Origin of the sequence: Tamilnaduibacter salinus (assembly GCF_003096655.1) — a bacterium.
GTDB classification, from domain to species: domain Bacteria; phylum Pseudomonadota; class Gammaproteobacteria; order Pseudomonadales; family Oleiphilaceae; genus Tamilnaduibacter; species Tamilnaduibacter salinus.
The window spans coordinates 121740-145985 of sequence record NZ_QEKQ01000007.1 but is presented as its reverse complement, the minus strand read 5'-3'; the positions used below and the strand labels follow the sequence as shown (position 1 = coordinate 145985).

Genomic DNA, 24246 nt, shown 5'->3' with positions numbered 1-24246 from the left:
GGCCGGCGATTGCCGGCCCGCCTGTCCGGGAACGTATCAGGACGAGGCCGGTCCGGCGTCCTGACTGCTGTCAGACTGTTGTGCCCGGCGACGTTTCCGGACCTCTCGTGGATCGTTATACGCTCTGCCGGAGGCCGTCAGCGCTTCGCCATCCTGATCCGAAGCGGGACTGCCCTGAGCGGGTTTCTGGTCCGGTTTCTGATCCGGCTCGGCAGCCTTGAGCTCAGTCTTCGTCTCTGGCGCTTCGGCCTTCGACGGTGCTTCCGTCTTGGAAGCGGCCTCTGCGGAAGAGGGCGCTTTCTGTGGTTCCGTTCCGGCCGCCTCGGCTGACGTATCCGTTGATGGCTTGTCCGTCTGTGCGTTTTTGGGCGCCGGTTCTACCGGCTTTTCAGGCCCAGCGGTTCCCTCGCTTCCCTTCTTATCGGCCTCTTCGGACGGCGATGCGGCGGGGTCGCCTTTTGACTTGTTGGACCGGTTGCCGCCCCGTCCACGGCGCTGCCCGGAACGTCGGTTGCCGCCACGAGACCGGCTTTGGCTTTTGTTGGTGCCCGTCGTCGCGTTTTCTTCCTCGGAAGATTCTGTCGTCGTGTCGGCATGACCGACAAGCGCGTCATCCTTTGACTGATCCTTTTTGGCGGTTTCGTCTTTCGCTGTGGAGGGCGTTTCCGGAGCCGCTGAGGATGACGTGGTCTCCGATTCCTCCTCGGCAGTCTGAGGTTCCGGTGCTTTCGTTTTGGCGGACTTTGCCGGCTTTGCCTCGGATTTGGGCGCGTTCGTCTCGGGTTTGCCCGACGCTGCCTTTTTCACCGGAGCCTCTGTTTTAGCGGTGTCCTGTGCGTCCTCAATCGGTTGATTGGCCGTTTTGGGTGCTGGTTCGTCAACGGGTGAGCCGTCACGATGGCGAGGGCGACGCGGGCGCTGGCGGCTGCTGTCGACGTTCCCAGAAGCGGCTTTGTCATTGCCCTTCTGGTTGTTGCCGCCCTTATTGCCGCTGCCCTGTTGTCCCTTCTGGTTCTTCGGGCCACCGCCTTTCTGGTTATTACCCCCTTTATTGCCATCGGACTTCTGGCCACCTGAGGATTTCTGCTGGCCGGAACCGCCTTTCGGCTTCTGTCCCTGGCCGGAATCCTTCTGATCTTTCTGGGGTTTCTGACCCTTTGGTCCTTTCTGCCCATCGGACTTCTGGCTGTCGGGCTTGCCGCCATCGGCTTTCTGCCCGGGCTTGCCTGAGCCTTTGTTTCCGCCCTGGCCCGATTTCTGGCCGCCACTGCGTTGCGGCTTCTGACCTTGTCCACCACCGCGGCGGTTATCCCCGGAGCCGGACTTCTTCTGTCCGCCGCCGGAGCCGCCCCCCTGATCCTGCCGGGCGACGCGGCTCTTGCGCCGGTCCTGGCGCTGACGACTGGCATCCCGCTCCTCGGAGCGCTGGCGCGGTGTGGTATCCGGGGTGTCCTCAGACGATTCATCACTGAAGAACGCCGCAATCCGACGCGAAAGGCGCCGGAAAAGGCCTTCCTCCGACTCGTCTTCCTGGGGTGCCGTTGCTGAGGGGGCCGGAGCGGAAGGGCGTACACCCTTGACGGCGGCTTCTTCTTTTTTGGCCGGCTTCTCCCGCGCAATCTGTTCGTCCGCCAGTTCCTCGTTGCGGTACTCGTCGGCAATCTCGTAACTGGAGGTGCGTTCGACCGACTGCATCTCGTCATCGCGTACCCGCAGGATTTCGAACTGGGGCGTGTCCATGTGCGGGTTCGGGACCACCACGACATTCACGTCCTGCTGCGCTTCGATGTCCGCAAGCTGGCGGCGTTTTTCGTTCAACAGGAACGTTGCCACGGCCACCGGAACGATGGCGCGGACATGGCCGGTCTTGTCCTTCGAGCATTCCTCGTAGACCAGGCGCATGATGCTCAGGGCCAGCGATTCGATACCGCGAATGGAGCCCTGTCCACTGCAGCGCGGGCACACCTCGCTGCGGGTTTCCCCAAGTGATGGGCGCAGACGCTGGCGTGACATTTCAAGCAGTCCGAAGCGGGAGATCTTCCCGACCTGGACCCGGGCGCGGTCGAGCTCCAGCGCCTCGCGGACCCGTTTTTCCACTTCGCGCTGGTGACGGGCGGGAGTCATGTCAATAAAGTCGATGACAATCAGGCCGCCAATGTCGCGAAGACGCAATTGCCGGGCGATCTCCTCAGCCGCCTCCAGGTTGGTCTGGAGTGCCGTTTCCTCGATGTCCTGACCCTTGGTGGCGCGGGCCGAGTTGATATCGATTGAGATCATTGCCTCGGTCGGGTCGATCACCAGCGAGCCGCCGGAGGGCAGTTTGACCTCGCGCTGGAAGGCCGTCTCAATCTGGCCCTCAATCTGATAGCGGCTGAACAGCGGGATGTCGTCCTTGTAGAGCTTGATCTTGTTTTCAAAGCTCGGCATGACCGCCTTTACGAAGCTCAGCACATCCTCGTAAACCGCCTGGGAGTCGATCTGGACCTCGCCAATGTCCTGGCGAAGGTAATCCCGGACGGCTCGGATGATGACGTTGCTTTCCTGGTGAATCAGGAAGGGGGCCTCACGGTTGGCTGAGGCATCGGTAATCGCCTGCCAGATCTGGGTCAGGTAGTTCAGGTCCCACTGCAGTTCTTCAGAGTTACGTCCAATGCCTGCCGTGCGGACAATCACGCCCATGCCCTTGGGCATTTCCACGTCGCTCATGGCGTCCTTGAGCTGCGTGCGCTCCTCCCCCTCAATGCGGCGGGAAATGCCGCCGGCGCGGGGATTGTTAGGCATTAGAACCAGGTAGCGGCCGGCCAGTGAAATAAAGGTGGTCAGTGCCGCCCCTTTATTGCCGCGTTCTTCCTTATCCACCTGGATGATGACCTGCTGCCCCTCGGACACCACGTCCTTGATGTTGATCTTGCCTTCGATGTCCTTGGGAGACTTGCTGAAATACTCGCGGGAAATTTCCTTGAGGGGCAGAAAACCGTGTCTCTCGGCGCCGAAATCGACGAAGGCCGCTTCCAGGCTCGGTTCCACGCGGGTGATGCGGCCCTTGTAGATGTTGGACTTTTTCTGTTCCCGATTGCTGGCCTCAATGTCGAGGTCGAACAGACGCTGGCCATCGACCAGCGCGACGCGCAACTCTTCGGGATGAGTTGCATTGATCAGCATTCTTTTCATGAAAAACGGTTGTTCCTGTCGGTTGACGACGGAAGACCGGATGGAATGGGGGCATCGGCGAGGTGGGATGGCAGCGGGCCGTGGTCCAGAACCAGCGGCCGGACACAGTTCAGGAATCGTCGACGGCCGGAAAGGCCCGCTCCCTGGCGAACGACCCGTCGCCCGGGGGCAGGGCAGTCGCGCTGTTGGTTCGTGTCAGTTGTCGCATGCAATCCGTTTCAGAGTCACACCGGTGTCTGGGTCTCACGTCATATTGGTTAGCAGGACGGCCCGACCCGGCGTGATTGTCATGATTCGTCGCGATGTCACCCGCCGGTTTTCCGTGCGGATTGAACACGTCCCCGCCGGTTCGGCCGCTTTCGGGCCCGGAATAGTCCGCCGGGGTGCCTTTTCATTACCAGTGGCGGCTTCCCACCGCCACCGGCTTTCAAAGTCTCGAATAGTGTCGGTATACTTCGACATCTGCGGTCCGCCGTCGATTGACCGTCTGGCGGTGCTTGATCAGCCCACATTCCGGGCGATTCCGCAGAGAACAAAAGCATGCCGGAAATTAGCAGTATTCCCCCGGCCCGTCAATCCTGAGAGCGTAAGCCCGCGTTATGTCCAGTCAGTCCCCCGGTGCGTCGCGATCCGGCCAGAAAACCGCATCCGGCTTTCCTGCCGAGCGCAAGGCCCGTGTCGAATGGGTCACGATCGATGATGACCAGGCAGGCCAGAGAGTCGACAACTTTCTGATCAACCGTCTTGGCGGTGTTCCGCGCAGCGTTGTCTATCGCATTCTGAGAAAAGGTGAGGTGCGGGTGAATCGGGGGCGGGTCAAACCACCGTATAAACTTCGGGCCGGTGACGAAGTGCGTTTGCCGCCGGTGACACGCCGGAATGATGCGCCGGAGCGTGTTGTGCCGGGAGCGCGGGTGCAGCGTGTGGTGGAAAAGGCAATCTGCCACGAGGACGACCGCATGCTGGTGATCAACAAGCCAGAGGGGATGGCGGTTCACGGGGGGAGCGGGCTCAGTTTTGGGCTGATCGAGGTCCTGCGGGCGGCTCGCCCGGATGCGCGGTTCCTGGAGCTGGTCCATCGGCTGGATCGGGATACATCCGGACTGGTGATGATAGCGCGGAAGCGCTCGGCATTGCGCCATCTGCAGGAGGAAATACGGAGCCGTCGCGTCACCAAGCGTTATCAGGTGCTGGTCGCCGGTGACTGGCCTGAAAGCTGTACCGCGGTGGACCATCCGTTAGAGCGCTACGAGCGGCAGTCCGGTGAGCGCATGGTCCGGGTTTCGGACAGTGGTAAGTCGGCGCTGACCCGCTTTCGCGTGCTGGAGCGTTTTCAGGGGTACACGTTGATGGAGGCGTTTCCGGTGACCGGGCGCACCCATCAGATTCGTGTTCATGCCGCGTCCCAGGGGCACCCTGTGGCGGGTGACGACAAGTACATGGACGGGGCGGCGCTCAAGGCGTTCCGCTCCGCCGGTGGTGAGCGGCTCATGCTGCATGCCAGCGGCCTTGAGCTGACCGGTCCGGACGACCAGCCACTCACGCTCGAGGCGCGACCCTCCGGGGCGTTCGCCTCGCTGCTGGCCCGCCTGCGAAAGCCGTAACAGGAAAGACGTCCAATGACGCAACGAGTCGTAATTTTTGATTGGGATGGCACCCTGGTCGACTCCGTGGACCACATCGCGGACAGCCTGCACCAGGCAGCCACGGACATGGGGTTTCCGCCGCGGGATCGCGCCGACTACCGGGACATCATTGGCCTGGGGATGGTCGAGGCGCTTGACCGCCTTTACCCCGGAATGACCCCCGAAGAGATGCGGCAGATTCGTGAGGGGTACGCCCGCTATTTCTTTCAGCAGCCGGTAACGCCCCAGTCGATCTTCGAAGGCATGGCGCCGCTTCTCGAATCACTCTCGGAGGCGGGGCGGCCGCTGGCTGTCGCAACGGGTAAGAGCCGTCCGGGGCTGAGCCGCGCGCTGGCCTCCAGTGGGCTGGGGGCGAGGTTCGGCATCACATGCTGTGCCGATGAGACGCGCTCGAAGCCCGACCCCGCCATGCTGCACCGCATACTTGCGCACTACGATATTGCGCCTGGCGAGGCGGTCATGATTGGCGACACCGTTTACGACATGGAGATGGCTGCCCGCGTCGGAATGCCGTCCGTGGGTGTCTCGTGGGGCGTGCACTCGCCGGAACAACTCAACCAGCATGATCCAGTCACCGTTGTGCAGACGGTGACGGAACTGCGTGATTATCTCTTGGCCTGAGCGGCTGAAATGGACGAACAGGAGAGCGGTTGCAATGTCGGATTGGGACGATAACGGCAAGTCGGGTTGGGGTGTTCCGGAACGCCCCGCCGGACCCGAATCATCAACCGGGCGGGAGGCGCCGGAAAACAGCCGCGACTGGAAGCTGATTGAAAAGCTGGTGATGTCGCTCCAGTCTGAGCAGCGCCGCAGCCGGCGGTGGGGCATTTTCTTCAAGCTGTTGACGTTCGGGTACCTGTTCCTGTTGTTGTTCCTGCTTCGCACCCCGGTCACCGACGGGCTCGGAGGCGTGTCCACAACGTCGGGGTCGCACACCGCCATGGTGACGATCAATGGCCCGATCGCCTCGGACAAGGTGGCCAGTGCCGACAATATTGTGTCGGCGTTACGGAACGCCTTTGAGGCCGAAAACGCCAAGGCGGTGATGCTGCGTATCAACAGTCCGGGAGGCAGTCCTGTGCAGTCCGGGTACGTGAACGATGAGATTGAGCGGCTGCGGCAGAAGCATCCGGACAAGAAGGTGTACGCGGTGGTGACCGATCTCGGCGCCTCCGGCGCCTACTACATTGCCGCCGCCGCGGATGAGATCTATGCCAACAAGGCCAGCCTCGTTGGTTCGATCGGCGTTGTTGGTGGCGGGTTCGGGTTTACCGGCCTGATGGACAAGCTCGGCGTGGAGCGTCGTCTGTATACGTCCGGCGAGAACAAGGCGTTTCTTGATCCATTCTCGCCGGAGAAGCCTGAGGAGGTGGACTTCTGGAACCAGGTGCTGGAAACCACTCACGAACAGTTCATTGAGGAAGTGCGCGAAGGGCGGGGCGATCGCCTCAGAGCCGACGAGGAAACGTTGTTCTCCGGTCTGATCTGGACCGGAGAGCAGGCCCGGGCGCTGGGCCTGATTGATGGTCTGGGAAGCCCCGGCTCCGTTGCCCGGGATGTGGTGGGCGCGGAGGAGATCGTGGACTACACCCACAAGCGCTCTCCGATTCGCAAGTTGGTGGATGACCTGGGCATTGCCATTGGCAGCGGACTGTTTGATGCGGTGATCGAGTCCCGTCTCGAGATGCGCTAACGAATCCGGTCCGTCGGGCGTTAAGTGGCGCCCAACGGATCGATGCCCCGGTCCCTGAGCAGATCAACCAGCGCGATCAGTGGGAGGCCGATCAGGCTGTTGGGGTCACTGCCTTCCATGTGCCGGAACAGGGCGATCCCGAGGCCTTCCATACGGAAGCTGCCGGCGCAGTCAAACGGTTCCTCCAGTGTCAGGTAGCGGTTGATTTCGTCGCCGGTCAGGTTCCGGAAGTGCACCTGATAGGGTTCGCAGACCGACCAGGCGCTACCGGTCCGGGCGTCCAGCAGGCAGAGCCCGGTGAGAAAGCGCACCGACTGCCCGCTGCACCGGCCGAGTTGTTCCCGTGCGACGTCGAAGTGACCGGGCTTTTCCAGGCGGTGGCCGTCTCCGGTGACGGCCACCTGATCCGAACCGATAATCAGGTGTTGCGGGTAGTCCCCGGCCAGCGCTTCGGCCTTGCTCTCGGCGAGGCGGACGGCCAGGCTCTCGGGCGGTTCTCCCGGTAACGGCGATTCGTCAATGTCCGGGCTGGCGCAATCGAAGGGCAGCCGCAACCGCTCCAGCAGTTGCCGTCGATAGGGGGATGACGAGGCCAGGAGAAGGCGTGGTTGGGGCGACATGGGCGATTCCTTGTCCGGTGATTTGATGGTTCTATCATACGGGTTTGCCGACACCCGTTGGATCCCCTGCGTCACGGCGCTTTTCGTCTTTGACAGGGGCGGGTCAGAGGCATAAAATTGCGCGCCTATGTCCAGTGCCGAGCTGACGCGACTCATCGACCCCGACAAAACCACGCAGCAGGCGGCGGTTGTCGAGGGGACGATTCCGGTAACATCGCTGGTCCGGTTTTCCGAGCTGCTGTTTGAGCCGACCGGCGACGTTCAGGTTCGTCTGTCGTTCGATCAGGATCCAGAGCGCCGTCGGGTGGTTGAAGGCGAGCTGTCAGCGCCCGCTGTGCTGCAGTGTCAGCGCTGCCTGAAGGCTCTGGCGACGACGCTGACGTCGTCGTTCCGGGTTGGTCTGGTCAGTTCGGACGAACAGGCGAAACAGCTTCCGGGCGAGCTCGAGCCGTTCCAGTTCGGGGACAATGAAGTGGACGTCTGGCAACTGGTGGAAGACGAGTTGCTGCTGGTGGTGCCGCCGTTTCCGCTGCATGACGAAGCGGACTGTGAGGCGGCGGAACTGGTCGCCCGGTACTCGGACGACGGTGAGCCAGAGTCGGCCGGCGAGCATCAGGCCGCGGACGAGAATCCCTTCAACGTCCTGGCGGAACTGAAAAAGGGGAAGGATTCGTAGCGCCACACGGGGTCACCGGGTGGCGGGTCGATTCACGACGGGGCGGTGTCAGATGCCGGACCGTCGCATCATTTATTGGCAAGGTCAGGAGTTAAGACAAAATGGCTGTTCAGAAGAACCGGAAAACCCGTTCCAAGCGCGGTATGCGTCGGTCTCACGACGCGCTGGGTACGGCGGCGCTGTCCGTTGATCAGACCACGGGTGAGTTGCATCGTCGTCACCATGTCTCCCCGGACGGTTTCTATCGTGGCCGTCAGGTCGTCCAGTCCGACGACGAATAAGCCACGTTCCTTTTGTGACGTGGGGCAATGGATGACTGACACGTGAGTCCGGTTACCATTGCAGTGGATGCAATGAGCGGCGACCGCGGTGCCGCCATTGCCGTCGCGGCGGCCGAAGAGGCCGTGCGCGAGAATGAGGCCTTGAGTCTCGTCCTGGTGGGAAGCCGGGGTGAGCTTGAGGCCTTGTTGTCTGAGCCGCACCCTCGCCTTCGCATTGTCGAAGCTACAGACGCCGTCCACATGCACGAGCGTCCCTCCCACGCCCTCCGGCACAAGCAGAATTCGTCCATGGCGGTCGCCTTGCGGCTGGTCCGTGATGGTGAGGCGCAGGGCTGTGTCAGTGCCGGTAATACCGGCGCACTCATGGCGTTCGGCCGTTCACTGATCAAGATGTACCCCGGTATCGAAAGGCCGGCCATCGTCAAGTTGATCCCGTCACTGCGTGGCCGCTGCCACGTGCTGGATCTGGGGGCCAACGTGGACGCTTCGGCCGAAAATCTGTACCAGTTTGCAATCATGGGCTCGCTCATGGCCGCGGCGGTCAGTGGGTTGCCGGAGCCCCGCCTGGCCCTCCTCAATGTCGGAGAGGAGGAGATCAAGGGCAACGAGCAGGTTCGGCTTGCCTCCCACATGCTCGCCCAGTGCGATTCCCTGAATTACATCGGCTATGTCGAGGGCAGTGACCTGTTCCGGGACGTGGCCGATGTGGTCGTCTGTGATGGTTTTGTCGGCAACATCGCTCTGAAAACCGGTGAAGGCGTCGCGGCGATGCTCATGGAATTGCTCGAGCAGGCGTTCACGCGGTCCCTCTACGGCCGGATTCTCGGTTGGCTGGCGCGACCCACGCTCATGCGTCTGTTGCGCACGATCGATCCTGCCCGGCATAACGGCGCCAGTCTTCTGGGGCTTCAGGGTGTCGTCGTCAAGAGCCACGGCAACGCCAACGAGCGGGCGATGCTTGCGGCCATCCGTCAGTCAGTCCGTGAGGTACGGCTGGAAATTCCCCGCCGGATCAACGAGCAACTCGACGAGCTCATGTTGTAGGCGCATCCTGTAGGGACAGGAGCCACTGAGTGAAGAGGGCGGGGCGTTGATCGTCAACGTCAAGGCCATTTTCCGCTTGAACCCCCGTGTTGTCCTCGTACCATTGGCTAATCTCTCTGAAACAGGAACATCGGTAGACTGCGCGCTATGACAACAGCATTTCTATTTCCCGGTCAGGGATCACAGAGCATTGGCATGCTGGCGGAGGCGGAGAAGGCGTGGCCTGTGGTGGCTGAGACCTTTTCCGAGGCGTCGGATGCCCTGGGGTTCGATCTTTGGGATCTGTGCCAGAAAGGCCCTGAAGACGAGTTGAATCAAACGGCGGTGACCCAGCCGGCGATTCTCACGGCAAGCATCGCGCTCTGGCGCGAGTGGTGCGGCTCGAAAGGGGGACGCCCGGAGTGGGTTGCCGGCCACAGCCTGGGTGAATACAGCGCTCTGGTAGCGGCCGAAAGCATCAGCTTTGTCGATGCCGTCAAACTGGTGCGGCTCCGAGGTGAGCTTATGCAGGAGGCGGTGCCGGATGGCGGGGGGCGTATGGCCGCCATCATCGGGCTGGATGACGAGACCGTCATGGCCGTCTGCGAGGAATCCGCTCAGGGCGAGGTCGTCTCGGCGGTCAACTTCAATGCCCCGGGGCAGGTGGTGATTGCCGGCGAGACCTCGGCCGTTGACCGGGCCATCGAGTCCTGCAAGGCCAAGGGGGCCAAGCGGGCGATGGCGCTGCCGGTCAGCGTGCCTTCCCACTGTGCCCTGATGAAGCCAGCGGCGGATGAGCTGTCGAACGCCCTGGACGAAGTGGACTTCGGGGACGCTTCGATCCCCGTCGTCCAGAATGTGACAGCGGCCCCCGAGCAGGACAGCGAGGCACTGCGGGACAACCTGGTCCACCAACTCTACTCGCCAGTGCAGTGGACCGGCTCGGTGCGGTACCTGGTGGAAGAGAATGTGACCAGTGCGGTTGAGTGCGGTCCGGGGCGAGTGCTGGCGGGGCTCGTACGCCGGATTGACCGCAATCTCAAGGTCCACGGTATCGAAACGCCGGATGCGATGACGAAGGCGTTGGAACAGGCCTGAGGGCCGGGAAAAGGATCAGGAGGACGCATGTCACTCGATGGAAAGGTGGCACTGGTAACCGGTGCCAGTCGTGGCATCGGTCGGGCGATTGCCCAGACACTGGCGCAAGCCGGTGCCGAGGTGGTGGGAACCGCCACCAGCGAGGCGGGCGCATCCGCCATCACAGAGGCGCTGTCGGCGGCGCCGGTTCCCGGATACGGTGTGGCCATGAATGTGGCCGACACGGACAGTGTCGACTCGGCACTGAAGACCATTACGGAAACGTCAGGCGCACCGGTTATTCTGGTCAACAATGCCGGAATCACCCGTGATAACCTCATGCTGCGCCTGAAAGAGGAAGACTGGGACGCCGTGATCCAGACGAATCTGAGCGGTGTGTACCGGACGACCCGTAAGGTGCTGCGTGGCATGGCCAAGGCACGGTTCGGGCGCGTGGTCAATATCAGCTCTGTTGTGGCAGGGCTGGGCAACCCCGGCCAGGCGAATTACTGTGCCGCCAAGGCGGGGATTGAAGGGTTCAGTCGCAGTCTGGCCCGGGAGATGGGCAATCGTGGTATCACTGTGAACTGTGTGGCGCCGGGGTTCATTGATACCGACATGACAAAGCAACTGGACGAGAGTCAGCGCGAGGCTATGCTGGGAGACATTCCGGCGGCTCGCCTGGGGGAGCCGGAGGAAGTCGCCAGCCTGGTGGCCTATCTGGTTTCGCCGGAGGCCGGCTATGTGACCGGTCAGACCATCGGTGTGAACGGTGGTCTGTACATGGGTTAAGGCCTTGATTGGAGGTTCCCCGGGGCTTGTTGTAACCGATTGAACGGCAAGCCTTTCGAACAGAACTCTGCTTGTTCGCGGGTGGGGTATACACTAAACTGCACGACATTCAGTGCTTGGTTGGGATCTAAGTGAGGAAACTATGAGTACAGTCGAAGAACGCGTAAAGAAGATCGTTTGTGAGCAGCTCGGTGTGAAGGAATCCGAGGTTCAGAACACGTCTTCTTTCGTCGAGGACCTGGGCGCCGATTCGCTGGACACAGTGGAACTGGTGATGGCTCTGGAGGAAGAGTTTGAAACCGAGATTCCGGATGAGGAAGCTGAAAAGCTGACAAGCGTTCAGGACGCGATCGACTACATCGTTGCGCATACCTGATTCCGACCTGGCCTGAATGCCAGGTAGTCCGGGTAGAAGCCGTCCCTGTTCGTAAGCAGTTGGGCGGCTTTTTTATGATGGCAACCTCGAAACAGGTGAAGGAATGATGGCTGGACGACGCGTGGTGATTTCCGGTCTTGGAATGTTGTCACCACTGGGAAATGACGTGGCCGCCTCCTGGAAAGGCGTTCGGGAAGGGCGCAGTGGCATTGGTCCGATCGACCGGTTTGACGCGGCTGACTTTGGCACCCGCATTGGCGGCGCGATCCGTGATCTCGACATTGGGGACTATCTGTCTCCAAAAGAGGCGCGCAAGCTGGATGCCTTCATTCACTACGGGCTGATCGCAGCCTCTCAGGCGGTCAGCGACAGTGGCCTGGACCGAGACGAGTCACTGGATCCCGAGCGGATCGGTGTTGCCATCGGCTCGGGCATTGGAGGGCTGGAATACATCGAGAAAAACGTGCGGTCGCTGGCGGAGAACGGGCCGCGCAAGGTGTCGCCATTTTTCGTGCCGGCGTCGGTGATCAACATGGTTTCGGGCAATGCCGCCATTCGCTTTGGGTTCCAGGGACCGAACATTGCCATTACCACAGCCTGCACGACCGGCACCCATAACATTGGTTATGCGGCCCGGACCATTGCGTATGGTGATGCGGATGTGATGCTGGCAGGTGGCTCGGAAATGGCCACGACGCCGACTGGGGTCGCGGCATTCGGTGCCGCGCGGGCATTGTCGACCCGCAATGAGGATCCACAAGCCGCCAGCCGTCCGTGGGACAAAGACCGGGATGGCTTCGTGCTCAGTGATGGGGCCGGGGTGCTCGTACTTGAGGAGCTGGAACATGCCCAGAAGCGCGGCGCACCGATCTACGGCGAGGTGGTTGGTTTTGGCATGAGCGACGATGCCCATCACATTACCGCACCGCCAGAGTCGGGTGAGGGCGCGCGTCGCGCCATGCGTAATGCGCTGAAGGACGCCGGTCTGTCTCCCGAAGACGTGGATTACATCAACGCTCACGGCACCTCCACCCTGGTTGGTGATGTGGCGGAAGTGCGCGCTGTCCGGGAGCTGTTTGGCGACCACGCGGAGAAACTGGCCATCAGCAGCACCAAATCCATGACCGGGCACCTGTTGGGGGCGGCGGGCGCCGTGGAGGCGATCTTCTCCCTGATGGCGCTTCGTGACGGTGTGTTGCCGCCAACGATCAACCTCGACAATCCCGACGAGGAGTGTGACCTGGACTTTGTGGCGAACCAGGCCCGCGATGCGGAGGTCAATGTCGCCCTGTCCAACTCGTTCGGTTTTGGGGGCACAAACGGCACTCTGATCTTCCGCCGATTTGACGGGTGAGGTCGCCATGGACGTCCTATGGGCCGACCGGGACACGCTTCCGCTGGATGACCGCGGGCTGGCCTATGGCGATGGATTGTTTGAAACCATCCGGGTTCAGGGTGCCGAGCCACTCCTGGCGGCGCGACACGTGCAGCGTCTGATTGGCGATGCCCACCGACTGGCCATCCCGGTCGAGGAGGCGACCATCCAGTCGGTGATGAGACAGGCCGTGCAGCGTTACGGGCGGTCGCCGGGGGCGGACTGGGTGTTGAAGTTGATGCTGACACGGGGTTCGGGTGGGCGTGGATACCGCCTTCCCGCTCACCCCACTCCACGCCTGATCGTCAGCGCTCATGAGGCGCCCCCGATTCCGCCCCGTGAGGGCGTTGCCGTGGCACTGGCGAGTGACCCGTTGCCGCAGGAGTTCGCCACGGCCGGCATGAAATCCCTGAACCGGCTTCCGCAGGTACTGGCCAGCCAGGGGCTTGAAGGTGATCTCTGGGAACACCTGATGACGGATGGCGACGGGGGCATGCTCGAAGGCACCCGAACGAATCTTCTGGCCCGATGGGGGGATCAGTGGCTGACACCACCGGTCGCATCCTTGGCGGTTGCGGGTGTGGCACGTTCGGTTGCCATTGATTGGCTTGAACGTGAGGGCGCAGCGCTGCGGGAAGTGTCGGTGCCGGTGTCGGCCATTGACGACGACCGGTTTCAGGGACTGTTGCTAATGAATAGCGTCACGGGCGCGGTGGTGGTCACACGGCTCGGGTCACAGTCGCTGCCGTGTCGGGAACCCGTGTGGGCGTTGCGTGATGCAATCAATCACAGGATGGGGCTGAACGGGTGATACGCAAGCTGATCGTCATGATGTTGCTCCTGGGGCTGATCGGGGGCGGGGCCGCCGGTGTCTGGCTTTGGCGGGGGTATCAGTCGCTTCAGTCGCCGTTGTCGTTCGAGGGGCCGGTCCTGTTTTCCGTCGAGCGCGGGCAATCCTTTACACAGGTTGCGGGCCGCCTGAAGGATGCGGGCGTGATTGACAACGCCTTCTGGCTGCGGCTTTGGGGTCGACTGAATCCGGGGCAGTCGGTGATCCGGGCTGGCGACTATGAGTTGCGGGACGGCATGACGGCGCTCGGTATTCTGGAGGCGTTCCGCAAGGGCGATGTCAAAACCTGGTCCGTCCAGTTCATCGAAGGCTGGCGTTTTCGGGAAATGAGGCAGGCTCTTGCGGATCATCCAAGGCTTGATCACACCCTCTCCGAGCCGTCCGACAAGGCGTTGATGGCGGCGCTTGGTTTCCCGGACCAGCACCCGGAGGGCCGGTTCTTCCCGGATACCTACCAGTTTTCCAGCAGTGCGACTGATCTGGACATTCTGCGCCGCGCCCATCAGCGGATGAGCGATATTCTGGCGGAGGCCTGGGAGAACCGGGCCGATGGCCTGCCTTATGACGACGCCTATGAGGCGCTTATTATGGCCTCAATCATTGAGAAAGAAACCGGTGTGGCGGGCGAGCGCCATCGCATTGCGGGTGTGTTTGTCCGCCGCCTGAACCGGGGGATGCGCCTGCAGACGGATCCGACGGTCATTTATGGCATGGGCGAGTCCTATGACGGCAACATCACGCGAGCCGACCTGCAACGCCACTCCCCATACAACACCTACCGGATTGATGGTCTGCCCCCGACGCCGATCGCCATGCCCGGAGAAAAAGCCATTCAGGCGGCGTTGAACCCGGCCGAAGGAACGGCACTGTATTTCGTGGCACGTGGCGATGGCTCCCACGTGTTCTCCGATACGTTGGAGGCACACAACCGGGCGGTCCGTGAATACCAGTTGCAGCGCCGCTCGGACTACCGGTCATCCCCCGGACCGACAGAGGAGTAATGAATGGCACCGCGCCGTGGCTGTTTCCTGACGTTTGAGGGTACCGAGGGGGTGGGGAAATCCACCCAGCTGGCGTTTGCCGCCGATTGGCTCAAGGCCCGCGACGTTGACTTTGTTGTCACCCGCGAGCCGGGCGGCACGCCGATGGCTGAAGCGATCCGAGAGCTGTTGCTGGCCCCGCGCCAGGAGCCAGTGGACGACCTGACCGAGTTGCTGTTGATCTTCTCGGCCCGTGCACAACACCTGAGCCAGCTGATCCGCCCGCATCTGGATGCGGGGCGTTGGGTGCTCTGTGATCGATTTACCGATGCGACCTACGCCTATCAGGGCGGTGGCCGGGGTGTGTCGATGGAACAGATCGGTATTCTGGAGACGTTGGTGCAGCAGGCCCTGCGCCCGGATCACGTCATCCTTCTCGACGCGCCAGTGGAGACCGGCATGGCACGGGCCCGGCAGCGTGGAGACCTGGACCGCTTTGAGCGCGAAGCGGTTGCGTTTTTCGAGCGGGTCCGGGCGACCTATCACGAGCGGGCGTCACAGTGGCCGGATCGCTACCATGTGCTGGATGCGGCGCAGTCGGAGATTGCCGTCAGTGACCAGCTTGCGGCCACCCTGTCGGGGATTCTTGAGGCATTCCGCCCGTAATGTGCTTAAATAGTACACAGTCGTTGGCCTGATCGGTCGGGACGGTTCCGGGATGCAATGATGCTGAATGCACGGGTACTGACACTGCCGCGGGATACGCACCGCCACGAACATGTCCACCACCAGGTGGTGATCGGCCTCCGGGGGCAGGCCGAGCTGGACGTGGAGGGGCTGGGCGTCGCCCTCGATACCGGCCAGGCCTGCCTGGTGCCGACCAGCGCACGACACGACTTTCAGGGCAATGATCGCAATCACGTGCTGGTCATCGATCTCGATCGGGATGACCCGGCACTGACGGATCCCCGCCACGGCGAGTATGAGCGCCTTGCGCCACTGTTTGATCGGCCCCAGACGGTGTCGATGGACCAGCAGTTATGCAACATGATTCAGATCTGCGCGGCGGAGCTGAATCAGTCGCCGGATAATGCCGCGCTTCACAGTCATTTCGCGGCAGGGATCATGCACTGCCTCTCCCATCGGGTGGACCATCCGACGCCGCCCACGGGCCGAACACGCCACACCGTCAGTCCGGAGCACCTTCGGGACTGGATTCTCCGGCATCTGCACCTGAAGATCACCATCCGGGATCTGGCGGCGGAAGCCTGCCTCAGTGTCTCGCGCTTTCATGAGGTGTTCCGGGACCTCACCGGTATCAGCCCCCACCAGTTCGTCATTCAGGTGCGGCTCGAACGGGTCGTCGAGTTGCTTCACTATTCCCATCTCCCGCTGGCTGAAGTGGCATTCCGAACCGGATTCTCCAGTCAGGGGGCTCTGACAAATGCGATGAAGAAATACCGTGGCATTACCCCGTCTGCATTACGTTCGCGTTATAAAAAGCGCTGATCCCCACCGTTTCCCGATAAATCTGCAAAACAATCGTAGGTTTTTGTAATCCGCCGTCGCTGAATCGGGGCTACGTTAAAGAATAGCGACGTCACCCGAGGGGTCGGCCGGTGTCTATTGTCTCGTCTGGTTCATTCGCTGACTGACTGCGTGCCTCCGACGGTTCTGGGCAAAGCGTCAGTCAGCGAATGAACCAGACTCCTAGGGGGCCGCCTTTCGCTTTCATCAACCGGACTCGCCCCTGTCTGCTGTGGGCGTGGTCCAAAGACAGTGCGGAGACCGTTCATGTTCAAGGCAAGCCAGGTCATGGACACGGCGATTCAGCAGAAGCCCCGTGATTTCTTCTGGCGGGGTATTACGGAGAATTACGACGCCGATGAAGAAGCGTACCTCAAAGAGCTTATCCCCCTGGCGCAAAGTGATGCGTCGGAATACCGGGATGTGACCGAGACGGCCACCGATTTAATCAGGAAGGTCCGAGAGCAGGACGATTCCGTCCACATGGTGGACGCGTTACTCCAGGAGTACAGCCTCGATACCGAAGAGGGCATCCTGCTTATGTGTCTGGCCGAAGCGCTCATGCGGATTCCGGACAAATACACGGCCGACGCCCTGATTCACGACAAGCTGTCCGATGCCGACTGGAAAAAGCATGTTGGCCGCAGTGAATCCACGCTGGTCAATGCCTCCACCTGGGGGCTGCTGCTGACCGGCCGTGTCGTCAAGATGGACAAGCGTCTCGACGGCTCGCCGTCCAACATCTGGAAACGCCTGGTGAAGCGCTCTGGCGAGCCGGTAATTCGCAGCGCCATGTACCGCGCGATGGCGATCATGGGCAAACAGTTCGTTCTGGGCCGTGACATCCGCGAAGCGCTGGAGAATGCCCGCGATGAGCGGGACAAAGGCTACACCTACTCCTTTGATATGCTGGGCGAGGCCGCAATGACCATGGAGGATGCGGCCCGTTACCTCCAGGACTACCGGGATGCAATCGAGGCGGTGGGCAGTGACACCTACCCGGCGGGTAAGGCACCGCGACCGTCCGTGTCCATCAAGCTCTCGGCACTGCATCCGCGTTACGAAGTCAGTCATGACGAGCGGGTGCTGAGTGAGCTGCACGACACGGTTATCGAGCTGCTGCGCTTCGCCCGTGAGCGGGATGTGTCGATTACCATCGATGCCGAGGAGATGGACCGTCTGGAGCTGTCGCTGCGGTTGTTCGAGAAGCTTTTCCGTAACGAGGCACTGGATGGCTGGAACGGCTTCGGGATGGTCATCCAGGCCTACTCCAAGCGCGCGCTGCCGGCGCTGTGCTGGCTCAGTCATCTGGGTCACGAAGTGGGGCGCGAAATCCCGATTCGCCTCGTCAAGGGGGCTTACTGGGATACAGAGATCAAGTATTGCCAGCAGCTGGGCCTGACGGACTATCCGGTGTTCACCCGCAAGGAAGGCACGGACACCTCGTATCTCGCCTGCCTTCGCTACCTGCTCAGCGATCACACCCGGGGTTCCATCCTGCCGCAACTGGCGAGCCATAATGCCCATACGGTGGCCTCAGTGCTGGCCATGGCCCGCAAGAACGATCGCCAGATTGAGTTCCAGCGTCTTCACGGCATGGGGGATGCCCTTTACAACACCATCCTTGAGCAGCAGGACTATCCGGTCCGGATCTACGCGCCGGTCGGGGCTCACAAGGATCTGCTGCCGTATCTTGTTCGCCGACTGCTGGAGAATGGTGCCAATTCCTCATTCGTGCACCGGCTGGTGGACGCTGAAACGCCGATCGAATCGCTGGTGACCAATCCGGTCGAGGAGTTGCTCAAGTACCCGACCCTTCGCAATGAACGCATTCCGCGACCGACCGATATCTACGGACGGGATCGCAGGAACTCTCGAGGCTTTAATCGCCACGTGGAAAATCACCTGCACCCACTGCTGTCCACGTTGCGCCGCTGGGACTCTCACCAGTGGCACGCCGGTCCGGTTATCGGGGGGCAAAAACGGGAAGAGGGCGAGCGCAAGCCGGCATACGCGCCGTTCGACCAGTCCCAACAGGTTGGCACCGTTTACTGGGCAAACGAGTCCCTGGCGCGGGAGGCTCTCGACATCGCCAGTCGGGGCTTCCCGCGCTGGAATGAGACGCCGGTTGAGGAGCGGGCGCGGTGCCTGGAGCGCTATGCCGACCTGATGGAAACCCACATGGAAGAGCTCATGGCCATCTGTGCCCGGGAGGCGGGCAAGACCATGCAGGATGGCATCGACGAGGTTCGCGAAGCGGTGGATTTCTGCCGGTATTACGCCAACCAGGGGCGGTCGCGATTCGCCGAGGCCATCAAGCTGCCAGGGCCGACCGGCGAGAGTAACGAGCTGTACCTCGAAGGGCGTGGTGTCTTTGTCTGCATCAGCCCCTGGAACTTCCCGCTGGCGATCTTCACCGGTCAGATCATGGCGGCGCTGGTGTCCGGCAATACCGTCATCGCCAAGCCAGCGGAGCAGACCAGCCTGGTGGCCCACCGGGCCCTTGAGCTGATGCTGGAAGCCGGCTTTCCGGGAGATGTGGTGCAGTTCCTGCCAGGCGATGGGGCCAAACTGGGCGGCGCATTGATTCCGGACCAGCGTGTCTCCGGAGTTGCCTTTACCGGTTCCACTTACACCGCTCGCCGCATCAACCGGATGCTGGCTGAGCGTGATGGGCCGATCGTGCCACTGATCGCTGAAACCGGCGGCCAGAATGCCATGATCGTTGATTCCAGTGCCCTGCCGGAACAGGTCATTCGCGACGTTGTGCAGTCTGCGTTTGCCAGTGCCGGTCAGCGGTGTTCCGCGTTGCGTGTACTTTACGTCCAGAAGGAAGTGGCGGATCGCATGGAAAATCTGTTGGCGGGCACCATGCAGGAGCTTTCCGTCGGCGATCCGAGACTTCACAGCACGGATGTGGGCCCTGTCATTGATGACGAGGCGCGCCAGGGGCTACAGAAGCATCTCGATGACATGGAGCGTTGCGGGCGGGCCATTTCCCGTACGCCATTACCGCCCATCGCCCAGCGGGGCTTCTTCATTCCGCCATCCGCCTACGGCATCAACAGCATCCATGACCTCGAGGAAGAGCACTTCGGCCCCATCCTGCACATCGTGCGGTATGAAGCGGAGAAGCTGGATGAGGTGATTGGTGAGATCAACAACGCAGGTTATGGCCTGACGCTGGGCATCCACAGCCGCAGTGAACGCACCGCGGCGTACATCGAGCAACGGGTCAAGGTGGGGAATGCCTACATCAACCGCAACCAGATCGGTGCGGTGGTGGGGGTGCAGCCCTTTGGGGGACGAGGCCTGTCCGGCACCGGTCCGAAGGCGGGCGGCCCCCACTACCTGCTGCGGTTTGCGACGGAGCGCAGCCGTACCAATAACACCACGGCAGTAGGCGGTAATGCGTCCTTGCTGTCTCTCGGTGTGGAGGAGGTCTAGGAGTCTGCGCGGTAGAAATCGTGCCAGGCGAGATCGTCCCACTGCGAGGCCATTTTGACGGTCATTTGAGGCGCATAGTGGTTCTATGTAACGACAATGAGCGCTCAAAAGGGGCCACAGTGGGGCGGTCGCAGCGGTGCGACTTTCTACCGCGCAGACTCCTAGGGAACGTTTGAAACGTCTCCGCTCCGGCAGGGACGTTTTGAGAGGTTCCAGAGGCGCTGGCCGGGCGCCAGACATGGTTCCGGGACGGAGCCTGATCGTCACCCGGCTCTTAAGAAACGTATAAAAACCAATCAGAGGCGCTTCGAGTGCGCGGGAGATAACGAGAATGGTGGAAAATACCCTGGGGGTCAGCCTGACCTTCGTCGTATACATCGTCATGATGCTGGTGATTGGCTACATTGCCTGGCGTCGGACGTCCAACCTGTCTGACTACATCCTGGGGGGTCGAAGCCTCGGGCCGTTGCCCTCAGCGCTGAGTGCGGGCGCATCCGACATGAGTGGCTGGCTACTGCTGGGTCTGCCAGGCTACGCCTATGCGGCTGGTTACGAAGCCGTCTGGATTGCTGTCGGTCTGTTGGCCGGTACCTGGCTGAACTGGCTGTTCGTGGCCCGGCGGCTGCGGCTTTATTCCCTGTCGGCTGGCGATTCTCTGACACTGCCGTCCTACTTTGAGAACCGCTTCAACGACAACACACGCATTCTGCGTGTCATCTGCGCTGTGTTCATACTGCTGTTTTTCCTCTTCTATACCAGTTCCGGTCTGGTGGCCGGTGGCAAGCTGTTTGAGACAGTGTTTGGTCTGGATTACACCATCGCGGTGCTGATCGGAACGCTGGCGGTTGTTTCCTACACATTCTTTGGCGGCTTTCTCGCGGTGGCCTGGACGGACGTGATCCAGGGGCTGCTGATGTTTGCGGCGCTGCTGATTGTCCCCATGCTGGCGATCAACTATGCCGGTGGCTGGGACGCGACCCAGGCGGCAATGGAGGCGAAGAATCCCGAGTTCCTGAGCGCACTGACCGGCACAGACGGCGCGGCACTTGGCATCATGTCGATCGCGTCTCTGCTTGGCTGGGGCCTGGGTTACTTTGGTCAGCCGCACATCCTGGCGCGCTTTAAAGCCATCCGCAGTGAAGACGATATTCCCACTGCCCGTCGTATCGCTGTGATCTGGAGCGGTCTGGGTCTGCTCGGTGCGCTGCTGGTCGGGTTTGCCGCCATCGGCTACTTCGATAACCCGCTTGAAGACGGCGAGAAGGCGTTCATGCTACTGGTAAACGCGCTGTTCCACCCGGTTGTGGCGGGTGTGCTGCTGGCGGCGATTCTGGCGGCCATCATGAGTACTGCCGATTCCCAGTTGCTGGTGTCTTCCTCGGCGCTGGCTGAAGACTTCTACAAGGCCATCTTCCGTCGGGACGCGTCCCAGGAAGAGCTGGTGTGGGTCGGGCGTTTCGCGGTGGTCGGCATCGCGGTTATTGCCTGTATTCTGGCGTTCGACCGCGACAGTAAGGTTCTGACGCTGGTGTCCTACGCCTGGGCCGGGTTCGGCGCCGCATTTGGTCCCGCCCTGATCTTCTCGCTGTTCTGGAAGCGGATGACGAAGATCGGTGCGCTGGCCGGTATCGTCGTCGGTGGTGTGACCGTGGTGATCTGGGGCAATGTCTCCGGTGGCATCCTGGATCTCTACGAGATCATTCCTGGCTTCCTGTTCGCGAGCATCGCCATCGTCGTGGCGTCTCTGGCGACTCCGGAGCCGCCGAAAGAGATTCAGGATGGCTTTGACAGAGCGATGGGCTAATTGCCTGACGTGAACCGGACAGACCGTCCGGACACAAAAAACCCCGGCGCGAGCGCCGGGGTTTTTTTACGTCGGTGTTTCTGAAAACCGGGATCAGTCTTCCGAAACCACCGTGTCCGCTTTCTTCTGGTACTCCTCCATCTGATCGAAGTTCATGTACCGATAGATGTCATCGGCCATGGAATCGATCTCGCCGGCGTACTCGAGGTACTCGTCGGCGGTGGGGATGCGACCCAGGATTGCCCCGACAGCGGACAGCTCCGAGGATGCCAGGTAGACGTTGGCACCATCACCCAGACGGTTCGGGAAGTTCCGGGTCGAGGTGGACAGGACCGTCGACTTGGCTTCCACCCGCGCCTGGTTACCCATGCACAGTGAGCAGCCCGGAATCTCCGTGCGGACACCACTCTTGCCGTAGGTGTTGTAGTAGCCTTCTTCCATCAGCTGCGACTGGTCCATCTTGGTGGGCGGTGCCATCCAGAGACGGGTGTTCAGCGGATCGGTGTTCCGCTCCAGCAGCTTACCGGCGGCCCGGAAATGACCGATGTTGGTCATGCAGGAGCCGATGAAGACTTCGTCCACCTTGTCACCGGCCACATCGGACAGCGTGCGGGCATCGTCCGGGTCGTTCGGGGCGCAGAGGATCGGTTCCTTGATCTCGTCCATGTCGATCTCGATCACGGACGTGTACTCGGCATCGGCGTCGGCGCGCATCAGGTGCGGGTTCTCGAGCCAGTCTTCCATGGCCTTGGCGCGACGCTCCAGGGTACGGGCATCGCCGTAGCCTTCTGCGATCATCCAGCGAAGCATGGTGATGTTGGAGCGCAGGTACTCGGCAACAGAGTCTTCGCCCAGTGTGATGGTGCAGCCGGCAGCGGAACGCTCAGCGGACGCGTCGGACAGTTCGAATGCCTGCTCAACGGTCAGGTCTTCCAGACCTTCGATCTCCAGGATGCGACCGGAGAAGATGTTCTTCTTACCGGCTTTTTCGACCGTCAGCAGGCCTTCCTTGATGGCGTACAGGGGAATGGCGTGAACCAGATCCCGCAGGGTGACGCCCGGCTGACGCTTACCCTTGAACCGGACCAGCACGGACTCCGGCATGTCCAGCGGCATGACGCCGGTGGCCGCGGCAAACGCCACCAGACCGGAACCGGCCGGGAAGGAAATGCCCATCGGGAAGCGGGTGTGGGAATCACCACCGGTGCCGACGGTGTCCGGCAGCAGCATACGGTTGAGCCAGCTGTGGATGATGCCGTCGTTCGGGCGCAGGGAAACGCCGCCACGGTTCATGATGAAGTCTGGCATGGTGTGCTGCATTTCCACGTCCACCGGCTTCGGATAGGCGGCGGTGTGACAGAACGACTGCATCACGAGATCGGCGTTGAAGCCGAGGCAGGCCAGATCTTTCAGCTCGTCCCGGGTCATCGGACCCGTGGTGTCCTGGGAGCCGACGGTGGTCATCTTCGGCTCGCAGTACTGGTTCGGGCGTACGCCTTCCAGGCCGCAGGCCTTGCCGACCATCTTCTGCGCCAGAGTGTACCCCTTGCCACTGTCTTCGGCTGCGGCCGGGCGACGGAACACGTCGCTCGGGCTGAGGCCCAGCTCAGCACGGGCCTTGTCCGTCAGGCCACGGCCGATGATCAGCGGAATCCGGCCACCGGCGCGGACTTCATCCAGGATGACATCGGACTTGAGTTCGAACTCGGACAGAACCTCGCCTGTCTCGTGATTGGTGATCTTGCCCTCGAACGGATACACGTCGATGACGTCACCCATATGGATCTTGGACACATCGGCTTCGAAGGGCAGGGCGCCGGCGTCTTCCATGGTGTTGAAGAAGATCGGGGCGATCTTGCCGCCGATGCAGACGCCGCCTGCACGCTTGTTCGGAACGCCCTCAATGTCATGGCCGATGTACCAGAGCACGGAGTTGGTGCCGGATTTCCGTGAAGAGCCGGTGCCCACAACGTCGCCGACAAACGCAACCGGGTGGCCTTTTTCCTTGAGTTCTTCAATCTGCTGCTTGGCGTTGGTGATGCCTTCGCGTGGCATCTTGTACATGGCCAGGGCGTGCAGGGGGATGTCCGGGCGGGACCACGCGTCCGGTGCCGGAGACAGGTCGTCGGTGTTGGTTTCGCCGGTGACCTTGAAAACCGTCTGGGTCATCTTCTCCGGAACGTCCGGCTTCTTCAGGAACCACTCGGCGTTGGCCCAGGACTCAATGACCGCCTTGGCGTGAGGGTTGCCGGCATCCATCTTCTCCTTGACGTCGTGGAAGGCGTCAAAGACGAGGAGGGTGAATTTCAGCTTTTCAGCCGCCAGCTCGCCCAGTTCCTCATCATCGAGCAGATTTACCAGCGTTTCGATGTTATAGCCGCCCTGCATCATGCCCAGCAGTTCGGTCGCCTTGCGGCGATCCAGCAGCGGGCTTTGCGCTTCGCCGTTGACGATGGCGGACAGGAAGCCGGCCTTCACGTAGGCGGCTTCGTCGACTCCGGGCGGCACACGGTTTTCCAGCAGGTACAGCAGCTGATCCTCTTCACCCTTGGGCGGGTTCTTGAGCAGCTCGACCAGCTCGGCGACCTGTTCCGGATCCAGCGGCTTGGGCGGGATGCCCTGTTCCTGACGTTCTTCTACGTGCTTGCGATAGGCTTCTAACACGGTCAACCCCTCATCAGTCGTTGTCCCGCCGGACCGCCCCACAGGAGTCACTGAATAAATAGATTACGCGGCCTCCCATGGCCTCGGGGTCGCCATGGATGGGGCAGGAGATGAGGGGAGGCTCGGGCAAGTTACTTATTCAGTGGCTCCTGATGCCTGGTACGACGGGGTTAGTGATCTTTGAAAACCGGCACTGGCTTTCAACGATTAAACGGCGACGGAGTATAAGGGAATTCCACGAAAA

The 24246-nt window shown here is 61.6% G+C and carries 19 protein-coding genes; 16 read left to right on the top strand and 3 right to left on the bottom strand.

What is annotated here, in order from left to right:
* Positions 1-36 precede the first annotated feature (36 nt).
* On the bottom strand, positions 37-3171 hold the full coding sequence (locus tag C8D92_RS11675; RefSeq protein WP_116919453.1) for an Rne/Rng family ribonuclease: 3135 nt from the start codon (positions 3169-3171) through the stop codon (positions 37-39).
* Positions 3172-3770: 599 nt separating this feature from the next.
* Between C8D92_RS11675 and C8D92_RS11670 the strand changes: the two genes are divergently transcribed.
* From C8D92_RS11670 to C8D92_RS11660, 3 genes are read left to right on the top strand one after another with little or no spacing between them, the layout of a single operon-like run.
* Positions 3771-4775 (top strand): RluA family pseudouridine synthase, encoded by a 1005-nt coding sequence (locus tag C8D92_RS11670; RefSeq protein ID WP_116919452.1) that lies wholly within the window; start codon positions 3771-3773, stop codon positions 4773-4775.
* Between the two features lie 15 nt (positions 4776-4790).
* The gene (locus C8D92_RS11665) at positions 4791-5438 is read left to right on the top strand and encodes an HAD family hydrolase (protein WP_095609547.1); all 648 of its coding nucleotides are present in this window, start codon (positions 4791-4793) and stop codon (positions 5436-5438) included.
* Positions 5439-5472: 34 nt separating this feature from the next.
* A complete protein-coding gene (locus C8D92_RS11660; protein ID WP_095609548.1) occupies positions 5473-6510 on the top strand; it encodes a S49 family peptidase in 1038 nt (345 codons plus the stop codon).
* 20 nt (positions 6511-6530) lie between these two features.
* On the opposite strand, the gene C8D92_RS11655 is transcribed toward C8D92_RS11660, so the two are convergent.
* The gene (locus C8D92_RS11655) at positions 6531-7130 is read right to left on the bottom strand and encodes a Maf family protein (RefSeq protein WP_116919451.1); all 600 of its coding nucleotides are present in this window, start codon (positions 7128-7130) and stop codon (positions 6531-6533) included.
* Positions 7131-7257: 127 nt separating this feature from the next.
* Here C8D92_RS11655 and C8D92_RS11650 point away from each other — a divergent pair, with 127 nt between their 5' ends.
* From C8D92_RS11650 to putP, 13 genes are all read left to right on the top strand, one after another.
* Entirely contained in the window at positions 7258-7806 is a 549-nt protein-coding gene (locus C8D92_RS11650; protein ID WP_116919450.1) for a YceD family protein, read from the top strand.
* Between the two features lie 101 nt (positions 7807-7907).
* On the top strand, positions 7908-8087 hold the full coding sequence (rpmF, locus tag C8D92_RS11645) for a 50S ribosomal protein L32 (protein ID WP_095609551.1): 180 nt from the start codon (positions 7908-7910) through the stop codon (positions 8085-8087).
* Between the two features lie 42 nt (positions 8088-8129).
* Complete coding sequence (plsX, locus tag C8D92_RS11640; protein WP_116919449.1) at positions 8130-9131, top strand: phosphate acyltransferase PlsX; 1002 nt, start codon at positions 8130-8132, stop codon at positions 9129-9131.
* 147 nt (positions 9132-9278) lie between these two features.
* The gene (fabD, locus tag C8D92_RS11635; RefSeq protein ID WP_116919448.1) at positions 9279-10208 is read left to right on the top strand and encodes an ACP S-malonyltransferase; all 930 of its coding nucleotides are present in this window, start codon (positions 9279-9281) and stop codon (positions 10206-10208) included.
* A gap of 27 nt (positions 10209-10235) precedes the next feature.
* Entirely contained in the window at positions 10236-10979 is a 744-nt protein-coding gene (gene fabG / locus C8D92_RS11630) for a 3-oxoacyl-ACP reductase FabG (protein ID WP_095609554.1), read from the top strand.
* Between the two features lie 142 nt (positions 10980-11121).
* The gene (gene acpP, locus C8D92_RS11625; protein ID WP_095609555.1) at positions 11122-11355 is read left to right on the top strand and encodes an acyl carrier protein; all 234 of its coding nucleotides are present in this window, start codon (positions 11122-11124) and stop codon (positions 11353-11355) included.
* A gap of 106 nt (positions 11356-11461) precedes the next feature.
* On the top strand, positions 11462-12709 hold the full coding sequence (fabF, locus tag C8D92_RS11620; RefSeq protein WP_116919496.1) for a beta-ketoacyl-ACP synthase II: 1248 nt from the start codon (positions 11462-11464) through the stop codon (positions 12707-12709).
* 7 nt (positions 12710-12716) lie between these two features.
* The gene (locus tag C8D92_RS11615) at positions 12717-13541 is read left to right on the top strand and encodes an aminotransferase class IV (protein WP_116919447.1); all 825 of its coding nucleotides are present in this window, start codon (positions 12717-12719) and stop codon (positions 13539-13541) included.
* Positions 13538-14581, top strand: coding sequence for an endolytic transglycosylase MltG (gene mltG, locus C8D92_RS11610; RefSeq protein WP_116919446.1), 1044 nt, complete (start codon positions 13538-13540; stop codon positions 14579-14581). Before C8D92_RS11615 ends, mltG begins: the two co-directional genes overlap by 4 nt.
* A 3-nt stretch (positions 14582-14584) precedes the next feature.
* The gene (gene tmk / locus C8D92_RS11605) at positions 14585-15226 is read left to right on the top strand and encodes a dTMP kinase (protein WP_116919445.1); all 642 of its coding nucleotides are present in this window, start codon (positions 14585-14587) and stop codon (positions 15224-15226) included.
* Between the two features lie 57 nt (positions 15227-15283).
* Positions 15284-16069, top strand: a complete 786-nt coding sequence (locus C8D92_RS11600) for an AraC family transcriptional regulator (RefSeq protein WP_341477028.1) — start codon at positions 15284-15286, stop codon at positions 16067-16069.
* Between the two features lie 285 nt (positions 16070-16354).
* Entirely contained in the window at positions 16355-19534 is a 3180-nt protein-coding gene (gene putA, locus C8D92_RS11595; protein ID WP_116919444.1) for a bifunctional proline dehydrogenase/L-glutamate gamma-semialdehyde dehydrogenase PutA, read from the top strand.
* Positions 19535-19865: 331 nt separating this feature from the next.
* On the top strand, positions 19866-21338 hold the full coding sequence (putP, locus tag C8D92_RS11590; protein WP_095610230.1) for a sodium/proline symporter PutP: 1473 nt from the start codon (positions 19866-19868) through the stop codon (positions 21336-21338).
* Between the two features lie 93 nt (positions 21339-21431).
* Here the strand turns inward: putP and acnB are convergent, their stop codons facing one another.
* The gene (gene acnB / locus C8D92_RS11585; protein WP_095610238.1) at positions 21432-24002 is read right to left on the bottom strand and encodes a bifunctional aconitate hydratase 2/2-methylisocitrate dehydratase; all 2571 of its coding nucleotides are present in this window, start codon (positions 24000-24002) and stop codon (positions 21432-21434) included.
* Between the last annotated feature and the right edge of the window lie 244 nt (positions 24003-24246).